10 protein-coding genes and 1 tRNA gene are annotated in these 15,202 nt (G+C 67.3%); 8 read left to right on the top strand and 3 right to left on the bottom strand.

Features of this window, described 5'->3' with window-relative positions; genetic code table 11:
• Positions 1 to 116: 116 nt before the first annotated feature.
• Both G3A44_RS21220 and aptA read right to left on the bottom strand, forming a co-directional pair.
• Positions 117 to 902: a hypothetical protein gene (locus G3A44_RS21220; protein ID WP_163459749.1), complete on the bottom strand. Its 786-nt coding sequence runs from the start codon at positions 900 to 902 to the stop codon at positions 117 to 119.
• A gap of 97 nt (positions 903 to 999) precedes the next feature.
• Positions 1,000 to 2,355: an omega-aminotransferase AptA gene (gene aptA / locus G3A44_RS21215; RefSeq protein ID WP_163459748.1), complete on the bottom strand. Its 1,356-nt coding sequence runs from the start codon at positions 2,353 to 2,355 to the stop codon at positions 1,000 to 1,002.
• A gap of 183 nt (positions 2,356 to 2,538) precedes the next feature.
• On the opposite strand from aptA, the gene G3A44_RS21210 reads away from it, so the two are divergent.
• The gene (locus G3A44_RS21210; RefSeq protein WP_163459747.1) at positions 2,539 to 3,528 is read left to right on the top strand and encodes a LysR family transcriptional regulator; all 990 of its coding nucleotides are present in this window, start codon (positions 2,539 to 2,541) and stop codon (positions 3,526 to 3,528) included.
• A gap of 67 nt (positions 3,529 to 3,595) precedes the next feature.
• On the opposite strand, the gene G3A44_RS21205 is transcribed toward G3A44_RS21210, so the two are convergent.
• The gene (locus tag G3A44_RS21205; RefSeq protein ID WP_163459746.1) at positions 3,596 to 4,495 is read right to left on the bottom strand and encodes a hypothetical protein; all 900 of its coding nucleotides are present in this window, start codon (positions 4,493 to 4,495) and stop codon (positions 3,596 to 3,598) included.
• Positions 4,496 to 4,653: 158 nt separating this feature from the next.
• On the opposite strand from G3A44_RS21205, the gene G3A44_RS21200 reads away from it, so the two are divergent.
• From G3A44_RS21200 to G3A44_RS21170, 7 genes are all read left to right on the top strand, one after another.
• Complete coding sequence (locus G3A44_RS21200; RefSeq protein ID WP_163459763.1) at positions 4,654 to 6,492, top strand: ABC transporter ATP-binding protein; 1,839 nt, start codon at positions 4,654 to 4,656, stop codon at positions 6,490 to 6,492.
• Between the two features lie 165 nt (positions 6,493 to 6,657).
• Positions 6,658 to 7,953 (top strand): Hsp70 family protein, encoded by a 1,296-nt coding sequence (locus tag G3A44_RS21195; RefSeq protein WP_310734431.1) that lies wholly within the window; start codon positions 6,658 to 6,660, stop codon positions 7,951 to 7,953.
• Between the two features lie 42 nt (positions 7,954 to 7,995).
• A tRNA-Ile gene (locus tag G3A44_RS21190) sits at positions 7,996 to 8,072 on the top strand.
• A gap of 291 nt (positions 8,073 to 8,363) precedes the next feature.
• Entirely contained in the window at positions 8,364 to 9,413 is a 1,050-nt protein-coding gene (locus G3A44_RS21185; protein WP_239062030.1) for a metallophosphoesterase, read from the top strand.
• Between the two features lie 59 nt (positions 9,414 to 9,472).
• Entirely contained in the window at positions 9,473 to 11,119 is a 1,647-nt protein-coding gene (locus G3A44_RS21180) for a site-specific DNA-methyltransferase (protein WP_239062029.1), read from the top strand.
• A gap of 37 nt (positions 11,120 to 11,156) precedes the next feature.
• Positions 11,157 to 13,898: a DEAD/DEAH box helicase gene (locus G3A44_RS21175; RefSeq protein ID WP_163459744.1), complete on the top strand. Its 2,742-nt coding sequence runs from the start codon at positions 11,157 to 11,159 to the stop codon at positions 13,896 to 13,898.
• 68 nt (positions 13,899 to 13,966) lie between these two features.
• Positions 13,967 to 14,986, top strand: coding sequence for a hypothetical protein (locus tag G3A44_RS21170; RefSeq protein WP_163459743.1), 1,020 nt, complete (start codon positions 13,967 to 13,969; stop codon positions 14,984 to 14,986).
• Positions 14,987 to 15,202: the final 216 nt, after the last annotated feature.

The following is a 15,202-nucleotide window of genomic DNA, read 5'->3' as shown; positions in this document are numbered from 1 at the left end:
CGGGAAAGGGCGCCGCACCGCAGGCTTGCGGGGGCGGGCGAACCCGGCATTATCGCGGGACCCCTGTTTCTAGGGTGCACGGCCCGGGGCGGTGTGCCGGCCGACCTTGTCCGCAATCAGTCGCTGAAGATGACGTCGTCGATCTCCGCGCTGATGCTGGCCCGCGGCGCAGGCGCCGACAGGCAGTTGGGCAGGTCATGGCGCAAGCTGACCTGATGGAACACCACCGCGGGCAGGGCACCGTCGGCCAGGGTGTAGCTGCTCACCTTGGCGGCGCCGCCATCGCGCGAGAAGGCCACAGTGTTGGTTGCCCGGGACCACTTGATCAGCGCCTTGACCCGCTGGCCCAGCGCGGCCGTGCCCAGGTCCTGCGAGGACAGGCCCACGGAGAAGCTGCAGTCGGGGGTGGTGCACTGCGACAGCACGCCGGTCACCCGCAGCACGCCTTCGGCGTCGGTGCTGTTGGAGGCGCGGCCCACACGCACCTGGGCCAGCACGTCGCCGGTGCGGTCGCCGGCCACCGGGCCGCCGGGGCGGGCATTGAACAGGGATCCGATCACCCGGGCGCGTGAGGTGCTGACGGTCTGGGTGGTGTTGGTGGCGCAGCCGTCCGGCACGTCGATGTCCATCACGCGCAGGGTGGCGCCCATGGATTTGGCGGGGATGCTGCGCTTGGCGTTCAGGCCCAGAGTGTCGAAGAGCAGGCCGGTGTCCGCCGCGGCGCCGGCCACGGCGGTGCGACCCAACTGCAGGCGGCCATTGCCGTCCACATAGCGCCAGCTGGCCGTCTCGTTCCACTTGGCCGGGTCGATGGCCCCGGCGGCGAAGTTGTCGTACACCGTGGGGGCGGCCTGGGCGGCTGTGGCGATCAGGCCCAGGGCCAAGAGAAGGGACGTGCGCATGGGATCTCCAGCTGAAGTTTCAAAAGGTAAATGAGCTTAACCTGACGTCACTTCAGCGCGGAGAGGGCTCACCCGCCCCGCCGGCGGGCGCCGGGCTTCAGCCCTGGGCCTGCAGGGCGTCGCCCACGACCGACACCAGGCGGTCGATCTCGGCGGGCGTGCTGATGAACGGCGGGGCGAGCTGGATCGTGTCGCCCCCGAAGCGTACGTAGAAGCCCTTCTCCCAGCAGCGCATGGCGATCTCGAACGGCCGGCGGGCCGGCTCGCCGGGCAGCGCGGCAATGGTCAGGCCGGCGGCCAGGCCGTAGTTGCGGATGTCGGTGACGTGCTTGGCGCCCTTCAGGCCGTGCACCGCTTCTTGGAACAGCGGGGCCAGCTCCGCCACGCGCTGCGGCATGGCCTCCTGCTCCAGCAGCTCCAGGGCGGCCAGGCCGGCGGCGCAGGCCACCGGGTGGGCGGAGTAGGTGTAGCCGTGCGGGAACTCGATGGCGTACTCGGGGCCGCCAGCGGCCATGAAGGTGTCGTGGATCTCGGGGCTGGCCACCACGCCACCCATGGGGACGGCGCCGTTGGTCACCTGCTTGGCAAAGTTCAGCAGGTCAGGGGTCACGCCAAAGGCCTCGGAGCCTGTCCAGGCGCCGGCGCGGCCAAAGCCGGTGATGACCTCATCAAAGATCAGCAGGATGTTGTGCGCGGTGCAGATCTCGCGCAGGCGCTGCAGGTAGCCCAGCGGCGGGATGATGACGCCGGCCGACCCGGAGAAGGGCTCCACGATCACCGCGGCAATGTTGCTGGCGTCGTGCAGGTTGATCAGGTTGAGCAGCTCGTCGGCCAGGTGGGCGCCGTCGGTGGGCTGGCCGTGGCTGAACTCCATGCCCGGCAGCTGGGTGTGCGGCAGGTGGTCCACCTGCAGGCCTTCGCCGTAGAGCTTGCGGTTGCCCACCAGGCCCCCAACGCTGATGCCGGCAAAGTTGACGCCGTGGTAGCCCTTGACCCGGCCGATGAAGCGGGTCTTGCTGGCCTGGCCCTTCAGGCGCCAGTAGGCGCGGGCCATCTTCAGGGCCGTGTCGGCGGCCTCGGAGCCCGAGCCCACGAAGAACACATGCTCCAGCCCCGGGGGCATGTGCTGCACGATCTTCTCGGCCAGCTGGAAGGACAACCGGTGGCCGAACTGGAAGGCCGGCGAGTAGTCCAGCGTGGCGATCTGACGCGACACGGCGTCGGCGATCTCGCGCCGGCCGTGGCCCAGGCCGCAGGTCCATAGGCCCGACAGGCCGTCAAAGATCCGGCGGCCGGCGTCGTCCGTGAAGTAGGCCCCCTGGGCGCTGGCGATCAGCCGCGGGTCGGCCTTGAACTGGCGGTTGCCGGTGAACGGCATCCAGTGCGCCTTGAGCTGGGCGGGGGTGAGGGGGCTGGCGTCGGCCGGGGTCACCGGCAAGTCGTGGGCGTGCATGGTGGCTTCCGTGGGCGGAGGGGAAAGGTCGGTGCGGACACCGGGCCCGGGTGGGGACCGGTCTGCGTCACGCGGGTCCGCGCCGACCACTGCGATCAGCAGTTGACGCCAGATTCTGCGGGGCTTTCAGTTGTCTTTCTCTGCGATGATTGGTCATTCACGTGCATTAGATTGAAACTTTAAATGGTCAAGAAGGCCTTGCTGGGACAGGTGGGCGACACCGAGCTGCGCCTGCTGCGCATCTTTCGCACGGTGGTCCGCTGCGGCGGGCTGGCCGCGGCGGAGCTGGAGCTCAACATCGGCCGCTCCACCGTCAGCCGCCACCTCAAGGAGCTGGAGCAGCGCCTGGGGCTGGTGCTGTGCCGGCGGGGTCGTGCCGGCTTTGCCTTGACCCCCGATGGCGAGCGGGTGCTGCAGGGCGCCGAGCAGGTGCTGGAGGCCATCGATGGCTTTCGCACGGAGGTGCATGACCTGCACGCTGAATTGCAGGGCACCCTGGCCGTGGGGCTGTTCGACAAGACGGTCACCAACCCGCGGGCGCGCATTGCGGCGGCCATCGGCACCTTCCGCCGGCGGGCGCCGGCGGTGGGCTTGGCCTTGAGCGTGGGGGCGCTCAACCAGCTGGAGCGGGAGGTGATGGATGGCCGGCTGGGGCTGGCGGTGGTGCCCGACCACCGGCGCTCCGACAGCCTGCACTACCAGCCGCTGTTCGACGAGGCCATGCACCTGTATTGCGGGGCGGGACACGGGCTGTTTGCCCAGGCGGACCGGCCCCTGCGCTGGGAAGCGCTGCGGGCGGCCGAACTGGCCGGCCTGTCCTTCCATTCGCCCAACATGGATGCCACCCACCGCTACCGGCTGCGCCGCACCGCCTCGGTCACCGACCAGGAGGCGGTGGCCACGCTCATCCTGTCGGGGGCCTACGTCGGCTTCCTGCCCGACCACTATGCCCAGGCCTTTGTGCAGGCCGGCCGTCTGCGGCGTTTGGGTGCCGCCGGTGACGGTCCCCTGGCCGAGGATGGCCTGCCGCGGGACCCGCACTACCAGGTGGAGTTTGTGGCGGTGAGTCGGGCCTCGCCGCCGGCCGGGCGCCTGGCCCGCGAGTTCCTGCAGGTGCTGCGCGAGCACCACCCGCCGGCCCAGTGCCTGCGGGGGGTGATGGCGCCGGGCTGACAGGGGTGGCCGTGCCCGGACGGGGCGCCCGGCTGCCGGGCCGGGGCCGGCCGGAACTGGGCAGCGATCAGCTGGAGGTCAAGGGCCCCAGGCCGGTGGTGTGGCCGGGGTCGCGCGGATCCTTGTGCATCAGCACCCGCAGGATGGGATAGAGCGCGTCGGCCTCGGCCGGCGGCAGACCCAGCAGGGCAGGCAGTTCATCGCGCTGGATCCAGCCGACTTGCTCCCGGAAGGACAGGCTCTTTTGCCACCAGCGCAGCGCTTGGGCACGCAGGTCATCCAGGTCGCGCATCGACACCGGGCTGGGGCCACCTTGCTGGCGCACGGCGCGCAGGCGCTGCAGGTGCACCCCCAGCAGGTGTGAGGGCGGATGGTGGAGCGCCTCGTGGTGCATGTCCCAGCCAGGGGGCGGATCCAGCGGCTTGTGCGGCGGCTCGTTGGTGGTGACCACCGTGCTGCCGTCGCTGAACTCGGTGACCAGGCGCAACACATGTCGGCTGCGGCGCGCCTGGTCCAGCCGGTGGCGCGCGGCTTCGCCATCGCCCGTCAGCGTGGCCCCCACGGCCCGGGCCAGCAGCGGCAGCCGTGGCAGCCGCAGCTGGAAATACTCACCCACCACCACACCGTCGGCGCTCACATGGCCATCGATGACCGAGGGTCGGGCGGTGGAAGCCCCGGGCAACGGGGGCCCTTGGCGCCGCTGGTAGAGTCCCAGGCTCAGAAAGCCCTGCTGGGCAAACCACACGCGGCTGCTGTCCAGGGCCTGCGGCGATCGGCCCAGCAGCCGCACGTCGCGGCAGGGCTCGGGCAGGGCCGGCGTCTGGAAATGGGCCCGCACCTGCTTGACCAAAGCGCGCAGGGCGTCAGGCGTGGTGCCCGCCGGGGGCGGGGCGCTGTGCAGCGAGTCCGGAAACGGCAACCCGAACCGACTTTCGCCCAACAGAGTTGAGGCGTTGCGTTCTTCCATCTGTCAGGTTTTACCAGCCTTTTGTCAATATTTTCAAGGCCGGAATCCGTGAACTTGTTCGCAGTTGTTTCCCTGCCTGCTGAGGGCAGGTGGCTGCCAGGAGTGCATCCCGCATGAGTCTTCCCCCCGTGACGGCCCCGCAGGCCCGTGGCCAGGGCCTGATGGCCTGGTTCGAGCGTCTGGTCGATCCCTTTCCGCCCACTCCGGCCCAGGCCCCGCCGGCCCGTTTCTGGCCCTTCATGTGGGCGTCCACCCGCGGCCTGCGCCTTTACATCGCGGCCATGACCGGCTTCACCGCCATCATCGGCGTGTTCGAGGCGTGGCTGTTCGCCCTGCTGGGCGATCTGGTGGACTGGCTGGCGGCCATTCCTCCGGCGCAGCTGTGGGCCCAGGAGGGCAACCGGCTGCTGGCGCTGGCCGGCGTGCTGCTGGCCAGCACCCTGGCCGTGGCGCTGCAGACGCTGTTCAAGCACCAGAGCCTGGCGGGCAACTTCCCCATGCGGCTGCGCTGGAACTTCCACCGCCTGATGCTGGGCCAGAGCATGGCTTTCTACCAGGACGAGTTCGCCGGCCGCGTGGCGACCAAGGTGATGCAGACCGCCCTGGCGGTGCGCGACGTGTGGATGACACTTTGTGACATCCTGGTGTTCATCATCATCTACTTCGTCACCCTGCTGGCGGTGGTCGGCGGCTTCGACCTGTGGCTGGTCCTGCCCCTGGCGGGCTGGCTGGGCCTGTACCTGCTGGCCATGCGCTTCTTCGTGCCGCGCCTGGCGCGGGTGGCGCAGAACCAGGCCGACGCCCGCTCGCTGATGACTGGACGCATCACCGACGCCTACACCAACATCAGCACCGTCAAGCTCTTCGCCCACGACGCCCGCGAGGCGGCCCACGCCCGTGGCGCCATGTCGGAGTTCCTGGGCACGGTCCACGCCCAGATGCGCCTGGTGAGCTGGTTCGAGGTCTGCATCCACCTGCTCAGCGTGGGCCTGATCCTGGGCATCGCCGGGGTGGCGCTGTGGCGCTGGTCGGCCGGCGCGGTGGGGGTGGGGGCGGTGGCGGCGGCCACCGCCATGGCCATGCGCCTGAACGGCATCTCGCACTGGATCATGTGGGAGATGGCGGCCCTGTTCGAACATGTGGGCACGGTGCAGGACGGCATGCTCACCCTGGCGCGCGAGCGCAAGGTGCTGGACGCGCCCCAGGCCCGCCCGCTGCAGGTCGGTGCTGGCGAGGTGCGGTTCGAGCGGGTGGACTTCAGCTACGGGCAGGCGGGTCGGCAGGTGGTGGACGGCCTGGACCTGGTCATCCGCCCGGGCGAGAAGATCGGCCTGGTGGGCCGGTCCGGCGCCGGCAAGAGCACCGTGCTCAACCTGCTGCTGCGCTTTTATGACGTGGGTGCCGGCCGCATCCTGATCGACGGGCAGGACATCGCCCAGGTCACCCAGGACAGCCTGCGCGCCCAGGTGGGCATGGTCACCCAGGACACCTCGCTGCTGCACCGATCGGTGCGCGACAACATCCTCTACGGTCGGCCCGACGCCGGCGACGAGGCCATGCAGGCCGCCGCCGCCCGGGCCGAGGCCGATGGCTTCATCGCCACCCTGACCGACCCCAAGGGCCGCACCGGCTACGACGCCCATGTGGGCGAGCGTGGCGTCAAGCTCAGCGGCGGGCAGCGTCAGCGCATCGCCATCGCCCGGGTGATGCTCAAGGACGCCCCCATCCTGCTGCTGGACGAGGCCACCAGCGCCCTGGACAGCGAAGTCGAAGCCGCCATCCAGGACAGCCTCTACAAGCTCATGGAGGGCAAGACCGTGGTGGCCATCGCCCACCGCCTGTCCACCATCATGGCCATGGACCGTCTGGTGGTCATGGACGCCGGCCGGGTGGTGGAGCAGGGCACCCATGCCGAGTTGCTGGCCGCCGGCGGGATCTATGCCCGGCTCTGGGCCCACCAGAGCGGCGGCTTCCTGGGCGAGGGCGACACCCCCTGAGGCCGGGGCCCGGCCCCGCCTACAATCCGCAGCCGCAGGCCCCGGGCGTCCACGGCCCCGGCCTGCCAAGACCCCACAAGGACCCGGCGCGGCAGCGCACGGGTCCTTTGTGCTTCATGGGCGCCGGCCCATGCCCCTTGTCTCCCATTCCTCCCTTCCGCGCCCGTGACCGACTCCTTCTGCGCCATCGACTTTGGCACCTCCAACTCCGCCATCGCGGTCCCTGATGTGGCCGCCCCGGGCGGCATGGCGCTGGTGCCGCTGGAGGACGGTCAGCCCACCATGCCCACCGCGGTGTTCTACCTGGCCGAAGGGCCGGACCTGGGCAGCCTGCCGCGGCTGTTCGGCCGCGCGGCCATGGCCGCCTACCTGGAGGGCTCCGAAGGCCGGCTGATGCGCTCCATGAAGAGCGTGCTGGGCTCCAGCCTCATGGACCAGCACACCGACATTGGTGCCGGCCGCTCGGTCAGCTTCGCCGACGTCATCGGGGGCTACCTGCGCCACCTCAAGGCCAGCGCCGAGACCCATGCCGGCCGGCCGCTGGACCGGGTGGTGATGGGGCGGCCGGTGTACTTTGTGGACGAGGACCCGGCCCGCGATGCCCAGGCGCAGGACGCCCTGGAAGCCGCGGCCCGCGCCGTCGGCTTCACCGACGTCGCCTTCCAGTTCGAGCCCATGGCCGCCGCCTTGCACCACGAGGCCACGGTGGCCACCGAGCAGCGCGTGCTGGTGTGCGACATCGGCGGCGGCACCTCCGACTTCTCGCTGGTGCGCATCGGCCCGGACCGCCACGCCCGCCTGGACCGCCGCGAAGACGTGCTGGCCCACCACGGCGTGCACATCGCCGGCACCGACTTCGACCGCCGCGTCGAGCTGGCCGCCATCCTGCCCGCCCTGGGCTACCGCACCCTGGGCCCGGCCGTGGCCGGACAGCCCCCGCGCGAGGTGCCCAGCGGCATCTACTTCGACCTGGCCACCTGGCACCTCATCAACGGCCTGTACCGCCCGCAGCGCCTGGCCGAGGCGCGCAACCTGAAGGTGAACTTCGCCGATCCCTCGCTGCATGCGCGGCTCATCAAGGTGCTGACCGACCAGCTGGGCCATGAACTGCTGACCCGCGCGGAACGGGCCAAGATCGCCGTGGCCGAAGGCGGCGACTGCGACATCGACCTGCGTCTGGTCGAGCGTGGCCTGCAGGCCTCTCTCACCTCGGGGCAGGCCGAACAGGCGCTGCAGGACGACCTGGGCCGCATCACCACCGCCGCGCTGGAGACCGCGCGCCGCGCCGGCTTGGCCCCGCAGCAGATCGACGTGCTGTACTTCACCGGCGGCTCCACCGGCCTGCGCTTGCTGACCGATGCGCTGGCCGCGGCATTTCCTGCGGCGCAGGCGGTGCACGGCGAGCGCCTGGCCAGTGTCGCCACCGGCCTGGGCTTGTACGCCCGTCGGCTGTTCGGCTGAGGGCGTGCCCCCGTCAAGGGCGCCCCTACAATGCGCCGCCTTGGGCCGTTAGCTCAGTCGGTCAGAGCAGAGGACTCATAATCCTTTGGTCGTTGGTTCAAGTCCAACACGGCCTACCAAGAATTTTCTAAGCGCGACATGGGCTTAGCGGCGACGCTAGGCCTTTTTTGCTTGTGCGTCGGACTGCCGAAGTCCGTTGTGCGGTGCTTGTCCGGGCCGCCCTGGGGTTTGCGCGCTTGCACAACGTGCAGCGGCGCAATCTGAGCCTGCTGTTCCGGCCCCCACGTCCCCCAGCTTCCCCACGCTGGAGGAGGCGAGTGCTTGCGTGCTGGCGAAGCACCGGTGCCAGACTCGCCCTGTGAGCCACCGGGATGCGAACATCCCGGCAAAAGCACAGGGAGAGGACAAGCATGATGCAGACACTACCCGACGGGCCCGTGGACATCGTCGGCGATGTCCACGGCGAACTGGACGCACTGCGTGCACTGCTGGCAGCCGCTGGCTACGACGGCCAGGGCTGCCACCCTGAAGGGCGCCAGCTCGTCTTCCTGGGCGACCTCGTGGACCGAGGCCCTGACAGCCCGGGCGTCGTGCGCCTGGTGCGCCGCATGGTTGAGGAAGGCCGCGCCTTCGCCATCCTGGGCAACCACGAACTGAACCTGCTGCGGGGCGAGCGCAAGGCCGGGAATGACTGGTTCTGGCGAGAGCACAACCACCACGACCAGCGTTACCAGCCCTGGACCTGGGCCGAACCGGCAGCCGACGCCGACACCCTGCGGTTCTTCGCTGGGTTGCCGCTGGCCCTGGTCCGCGACGATCTGCGCATCGTGCACGCCGCGTGGCACGGCCCCTCGGTGGCTGCGGTGCAGGCGCTGCCTCCTGGGTCTGAGCTGGACCAAGTCTTTTCAGACTGGGACAGCCGGGCGGACGCGCAGGTGCAGGCCAGCGGACTGTTGCAGGCGGCCAAGGCCGAGAAGGCGGCGTGGCGCCACCACTTCGCCGATCCCACCGTGGACATGGCCCCGCTCACGGCCGTTGGGCAGCTGGACGAAGCCCGGCAGATGCTCAACCCCTTGCGGGTGCTGACCTCCGGTGTCGAGCGTTGCACGGCCCGCCCGTTCTTCGCCAGCGGCCAGTGGCGCTTTGCGGAGCGTGTGCGCTGGTGGGAAGAGTACGCCGACGACGTGCCGGTGGTCGTGGGCCACTACTGGCGCCAGTTCTTGCCCTTGGACCGGCAAGCGCTGGGCAAGGGCGACCCGGACCTGTTCCACGGCGTGAGCCCGCTGGCCTGGCTGGGGCCACGCGGCACAGTCTTCTGCGTCGACTACTCGGTGGGTGGGCGTTGGCAGGAGCGGGGCGCTGAACCTCAAGCTCGTCGCACCCGCCTCGCACTGCTGCGTTGGCCTGAACGGGTGCTGGTGCTGGACGACGGCGAGCGGGCCCCAACCAGCCCACCCTGAGCAGGCCCAGCCTTGCGTTTCAACGCCCGCAGGCGAGGTGCTGCCACGCACTTGTCGGCATGGACAATGCCAAGAAAACACAACGAGAGAACCTGACGATGCCGTTTCTCGACTGGGTGAACAAAGCCCAAGCCGTGACCGTGGCCGGCAATGTGCCGTACCACCTGCTGAACTTCGAGTCGGCGCACGGCGACCCCGCCGCCGACAACATGCTGATCCAGGGTGACAACCTGCTCGCGTTGAAGGCGCTTCTTCCGTTCTATCGGGGCAAGGTGAAGTGCGTCTTCATCGACCCTCCATACAACACTCAGAGTGCTTTCGCTCAGTACGACGACAAGCTGGAGCACAGCCAGTGGCTAAGCATGATGCATCCACGACTCGCGTACCTACGCGAACTACTTTCTGAGGATGGAAGCATCTGGGTGACTGTAGATGACAACGAGGCTCACTACCTTAAGGTCTTGATGGATGAGGTATTCGGCCGAGCCAATTTCGTTTCCAACGTAATCTGGGAGAAGAAGTCGGCTCCACAAAGCAATTCCACGTGGCTCAGTGATAGCCACGACCATGTGCTTGTGTTCGCTAAAAGCAAGCAGGTTTGGCGACCCAATCGGCTTGCTCGTACAGCTGAACAGAATTCGATTTACAAGAACAGCGATCAGTTCGATGGCGTCGATGAAGATGGTAATTGGTACGGGCGTGGGCCTTGGTATGCAGACAACTTCACCTTAAGTCTGAAGTCCGGACAACGGGGCAAGCAGTTCGCCAAGACGGGTGAAAGCGCAAATATCTACGACATCGTTACTCCAAGCGGTCGTGTCACGAGACCGCCTGCTGGTCGCGCTTGGTCGCACACCCAAGAGTCGCTGCAGCGCTTGCTCCTTGAAAACAGGATGTGGTTTGGTAAGGATGGCACCAACAAGCCAACAATCAAACGGTTTCTGTCTGAACTGGAAGGAAAGGGTGTCGTTGCGACTACTGTTTGGCGATACCAAGAGGTCGGCGAAAACCGAATCGCCGCGCAAGAACTGAACAAGCTGGCCGGAGGGTTGGACTTTGCAACACCTAAGCCGGAGGCGCTAATTCACCGAGTTTTGCAGGTGGCGACAGATCCGGGCGATCTTGTGCTGGACAGCTTCCTCGGATCCGGCACAACCGCAGCCGTAGCCCACAAGTTTGGACGCAACTACATTGGTATCGAGATCGGCGAGCATGCACAGACTCACTGCATTCCCAGACTGCTAGAGGTCGTCAAGGGCGAACAAGGTGGCATTTCGGTCGCTGTCGACTGGCGTGGCGGCGGTGGTTTTCGCTTCTACACCCTCGGCGAGCCAGTGTTCGACGCCGACGGCAGCATCAACCCCAAGGTGCCCTTCGGCGCTCTGGCCGGCTACCTCTGGCACTTCGAGACTGGCCAGCCCGCCACGCGGACTTTTGACAGCCCGCTGCTGGGCGTGCACGACGACACCGCCGTCTTCCTGCTCTACAACGGCATCCTGGGCGATCGCAAGCCAGCCGGGGGCAACGTGCTCACCGGCCCGGTGCTGGCACACCTCGACGAACTTCTGGCCGCGGCCACACTCCCCGGCGCTGAGTGCCCTAAGCGCAAGGTGGTCTACGGTGAAACCACGCGCCTGGGCGAGCAGCGCCTGGCCGAGGCCGGCGTGAGCTTCCGGCAGATCCCCTACGACATCAAGGCGCGCTGACAGCGCCGGGCATCACCCAGAACACGACAGGGACGAGATGGCGACCTTCAAGCTGAAGCGCTACCAGCAGGACACGCTGGACGCGCTCGAAACCTTTTTCCGGCGGGCCCGCGTGGCCGGCCACGTGACCGCCTGGGACGAGGCGATGGCCCGCGTCGGCCAGAAGTTCGCCTACGACGCCACGACCATGGGCGACGTGCCGGCCGTGTGCGTGCGCATCCCCACGGGTGGCGGCAAGACGACGATGGCCGCCCACGCGGTGGCCCGGGTGGGCCGGGCCTACGCTGACACCGACGCGCCCGTGGTGCTTTGGCTGGTGCCTTCTGACGCCATCCGCACCCAGACGCTGGCCGCGCTGCGCGTGCCGGGCAACGCCTGCCACGCCGGCCTGGCCGAACACTTTGGCGACCGCGTGCGCGTGTGTGCGCTGGACGAACTGGCGACCGTAGGCCCGCACGAGGTGGGCAGCGCGGCCGTGATCGTGGTGGCGACCATCCAGTCCTTCGCCGTGCGCGACACCTCCATCCGCAACGTGTACTCGTTCGACGAGTCGCTGGCGCCGCACTTCCAGAACCTGACGCTCGAGCAGGCGGCGCCGCTGGAGAAGGTCAGCACTGCCGACCTGGCGAAGCAGACCTACCTGACCGACAGGGACGTAGGCCGTGTGAAGTCGTCGCTGGCGAACTGGGTGGCACTGAACAAGCCGATCCTCGTGGTGGACGAGGCGCACAACAACCGTACGCACCTGGCCTTCGACACCCTGCGCCGGCTCTCGCCGACTTGCCTGATCGAAATGACGGCTACGCCCGTGAAGGGCAGCAACGTTGTCTTCCACGTTGGCGCGCAAGAGCTTCAGAACGAGGACATGATCAAGCTGCCGATCGTCCTCATGGAGCACCCCACCGGCTGGAAGGACGCGGTGCGCGATGCCATCCTGACCCGCGACAAGCTGGAGAAGCTGGCCGCAGGCGAGAAGGACTACGTCCGCCCGGTGATCCTCTTCCAGGCTCAGCCCAAGGGCGGCGAGGTAACGGTGGACGTGCTTGTAAAGCACCTCACCGACGCCGACGGCGAGAAGATCGACCGCAAGCAGATCGCCGTGGCGACGGGCGACCAGAAGGAACTGGACGGCGTGGCGATCGGCTCGCCGCTGTGCCCAGTGCGCTACGTGGTCACGGTGGAAGCGCTGAAGGAGGGCTGGGACTGCCCCTTCGCCTACGTGCTGTGCAGCCTGCAGAACGCCCACAGCGCCAAGGACGTTGAGCAACTGCTCGGCCGCGTGCTTCGGATGCCCTACGCCCAGGCCCGCCAGCAGCTGGCGCTGAACCGCGCCTACGCCCACATCGTCTCCGAGAGCTTCGTGCGCGTGGCTGACGAACTGGCCGACCGCTTGGTCAAGAACATGGGCTTCAACGCCTTCGAGGCGGCAACGGCCATCATCACGCCGCCGCCAGACCAGTTGTTCCCAGGCGGTGGCGGTGGTGGCGCCGTCATTGACGACCGCGGCTACTTCAAGTCTCTGCAGGACCAGAAGCCCAAGGTGCCCGAGGCCATCGTGACCTTGCCGGCGATGCCCGCCCAGCCGGTGCCCGCCGAGCTGGCGGGCACGGTGGAACTGCGGCCCACCACCAACGGTGCCACCGCCATAGTGCGCGGTGCCGTGGACGAAGCCACCGAAGCGTTCTTGCTGGGCAGCTTCAGCGGCAAGGACCAGCGTGCCGTGAGCGAGGCCATCGAGCGAGAGCGCATGCGGCAGGACGCCGCCAAGGCGCCTGCCGCCCGCGGCGTGCCCTTCGCGCAACTGCCCCAGCTGTGCTTCACCTTCGAGGGCGAGCTGCAGCCCCTAGACCGGCGCCTGTGTTCAGAGCTGGGCCAGTTCGACCTGTTTGCCGAACTGCCCACGCTCAACGGCTTCCACCTGCGCGAGACCGGCCGGACCTACGAGATCGACGTGGACGGCGGCCAGATCGTCTACAAGGCCGCCGAGCCCGAGCAGTTGGGGCTGAACGCCGTGCCGACGCACGCCGACGAGAACGATCTGGTGCGCTGGCTCGACCGCGAGTGCCGGCAGATCGACATCCCGCAGCCCGTGATGCTGAAGTGGCTGCTGGCGATCGTGCAGCACCTGCAGCGGGATCGCAGCCTGACGCTGACCTCCCTGGTGCGAACGAAGAACGCGCTGGCCGAGGCCGTGCGGCGCGAACTGGACCTGCGGCGCCAGCGCGCGGTGGTTCAGGGCTTCCAGCAGGCACTGCCGGGCCTTGCAGCTGCGCCAGTCCTGGCCAACAGCTTCCGCTACCACTTCACCTTCCACCCGGACCGCTACCCGGGCCGCCCGCCGTTCTACTCGGGCGCCTTTCGCTTCCAGAAGCACTACTACGGCAACAACCGCATCCACGACCTGCGCCACCGCACAGACAGCGGCAACCTGGCCGAAGAGTTTGTGTGCGCCCGGGCGATCGACGAAGACCGCCGGGTCAAGCACTGGGTGCGCAACGTTGAACGCGACGAGCGCTTTTCGTTCTGGCTGCCGACGTCAACCGACTATTTCTACCCCGACTTTGTGGCCGAGCTGAACGACGGGCGCGTGCTGGCCGTGGAGTACAAGGGTAAGCAGTTGCTCGGCAACGCCGACACCGACGAGAAGGTGCAGATCGGCAAGCAGTGGCAGGCCAGCAGTGGTGGCCGCTGCGTCTTCCTTCTGGCCGTGGCGCCTACATCCGATCCGGCAGGGCGGTCGCTGGAGCAGCAGGTCGAAGACGCGATCCTAGGGCGCTGACAGGAGGTCGCCAAAGTGCAGGATTAGGTTCGTTGTCTAATAGGTTTCCGTAACGTACGGGAGGCTAGATGACGGAAGCTGTCAGCGACAAGACTGCACCGAAAATCGACGACGTTGGCGAGTTCAAGGTGCACTACCACCTCGCGGGTGGTGTGCATCAAATGGACGCTTTGGTCCGAAACAAGGCCGAGGCGGAACTGTTGGCGCTGCTGCATGAACTAAGCAGCACCATCGGCGTGCCTTTTCATGTTGAATCAAAGGCCCGTGGCGAAGGCGGCGTCATTGAGCTTTGGAACCTTGTATTCCAGCACAAGGAGCACATTGCCTTCGTTATGGCGGTGCTTGGACCGCTGCTCAGTGCTGCTCCGTTCTACAGGTCTAAGCTTCGTCAGTCGAAGCAGCAGACGGCCATGAATGACTTGACCATTCAGAAGCTGAAGCTGGAGATTGCCGAGAAAGAAGCGGCAGCAGTCGAGCGAGTTGAGAAAGAGCGGACATCCGTCAAGACCGAACCTTTGCCGTTGGAACCGTCGTTGACTCCTGAAGAGATCGCAAGAGCGCTACTTGCGCGAAAGAAGATTGCGCGCAGGCGTTCAAACTACTACGAGCGTCTGATCGACGACTCGCGCATAGAGTCAGTCGGCTTCGCGCCCACGCACCGCCGCGGTGCAGCCGAGCAAGTCATCGAACGACGGCAGTTTTCGGACTACGTTGTGGCTCGTGCCGAGTTGGAACCCCTCGTACATGAGGGTGTGCTAATTGAAGTCGTTTCGCCGGTACTGCGTTCTGGCGGACTCAAGTGGCGCGGAATCTTCGACAAGAAGATCATCAGCTTTGACCTTGAAGATCGTGTCTTTCAAGATCGGGTGGCAACAAAACGCGTGCAGTTTCAGAACGGAACCATACTCCGATGCGACTTGGACGTCTTTCAGCGTGAGGATGAAACCGGCGAGGTTGAAATCGCCGGCTATGCGGTTACCGCCGTGCACGAGGTACGGAGCCCTCCCCCGCTGGCTGAGCAGGAAACGGACCCCCAGTTTTCTTTGCCATTGGGCAACGAGGCCCGTCCACCCACCGGGGATCGTTAGTCCAGCAGCCCTGGCGTAGGGAGAAGCAACGGCGGCGGTGATGCTTTAGGCCGTTGCGTAAGCTCCCCCACCTGGTAGACAGCCGAAATCAGAGAATGCGGCCCAACCCCGAAGGAAGAGGCCGATGAGGAAAAGCAAGTTCACGGCAGAGCCAGATCGTGGCGATCCTCAAGGAGGGCGAGTCCGGCATGCCGGTGATCGAGGTCTGCCGCAAGC

This window comes from Ideonella livida (assembly GCF_010499455.1).
Taxonomy (GTDB): Bacteria; Pseudomonadota; Gammaproteobacteria; order Burkholderiales; family Burkholderiaceae_C; genus Ideonella; species Ideonella livida.
This window is presented reverse-complemented; position numbering and strand designations above follow the sequence as displayed.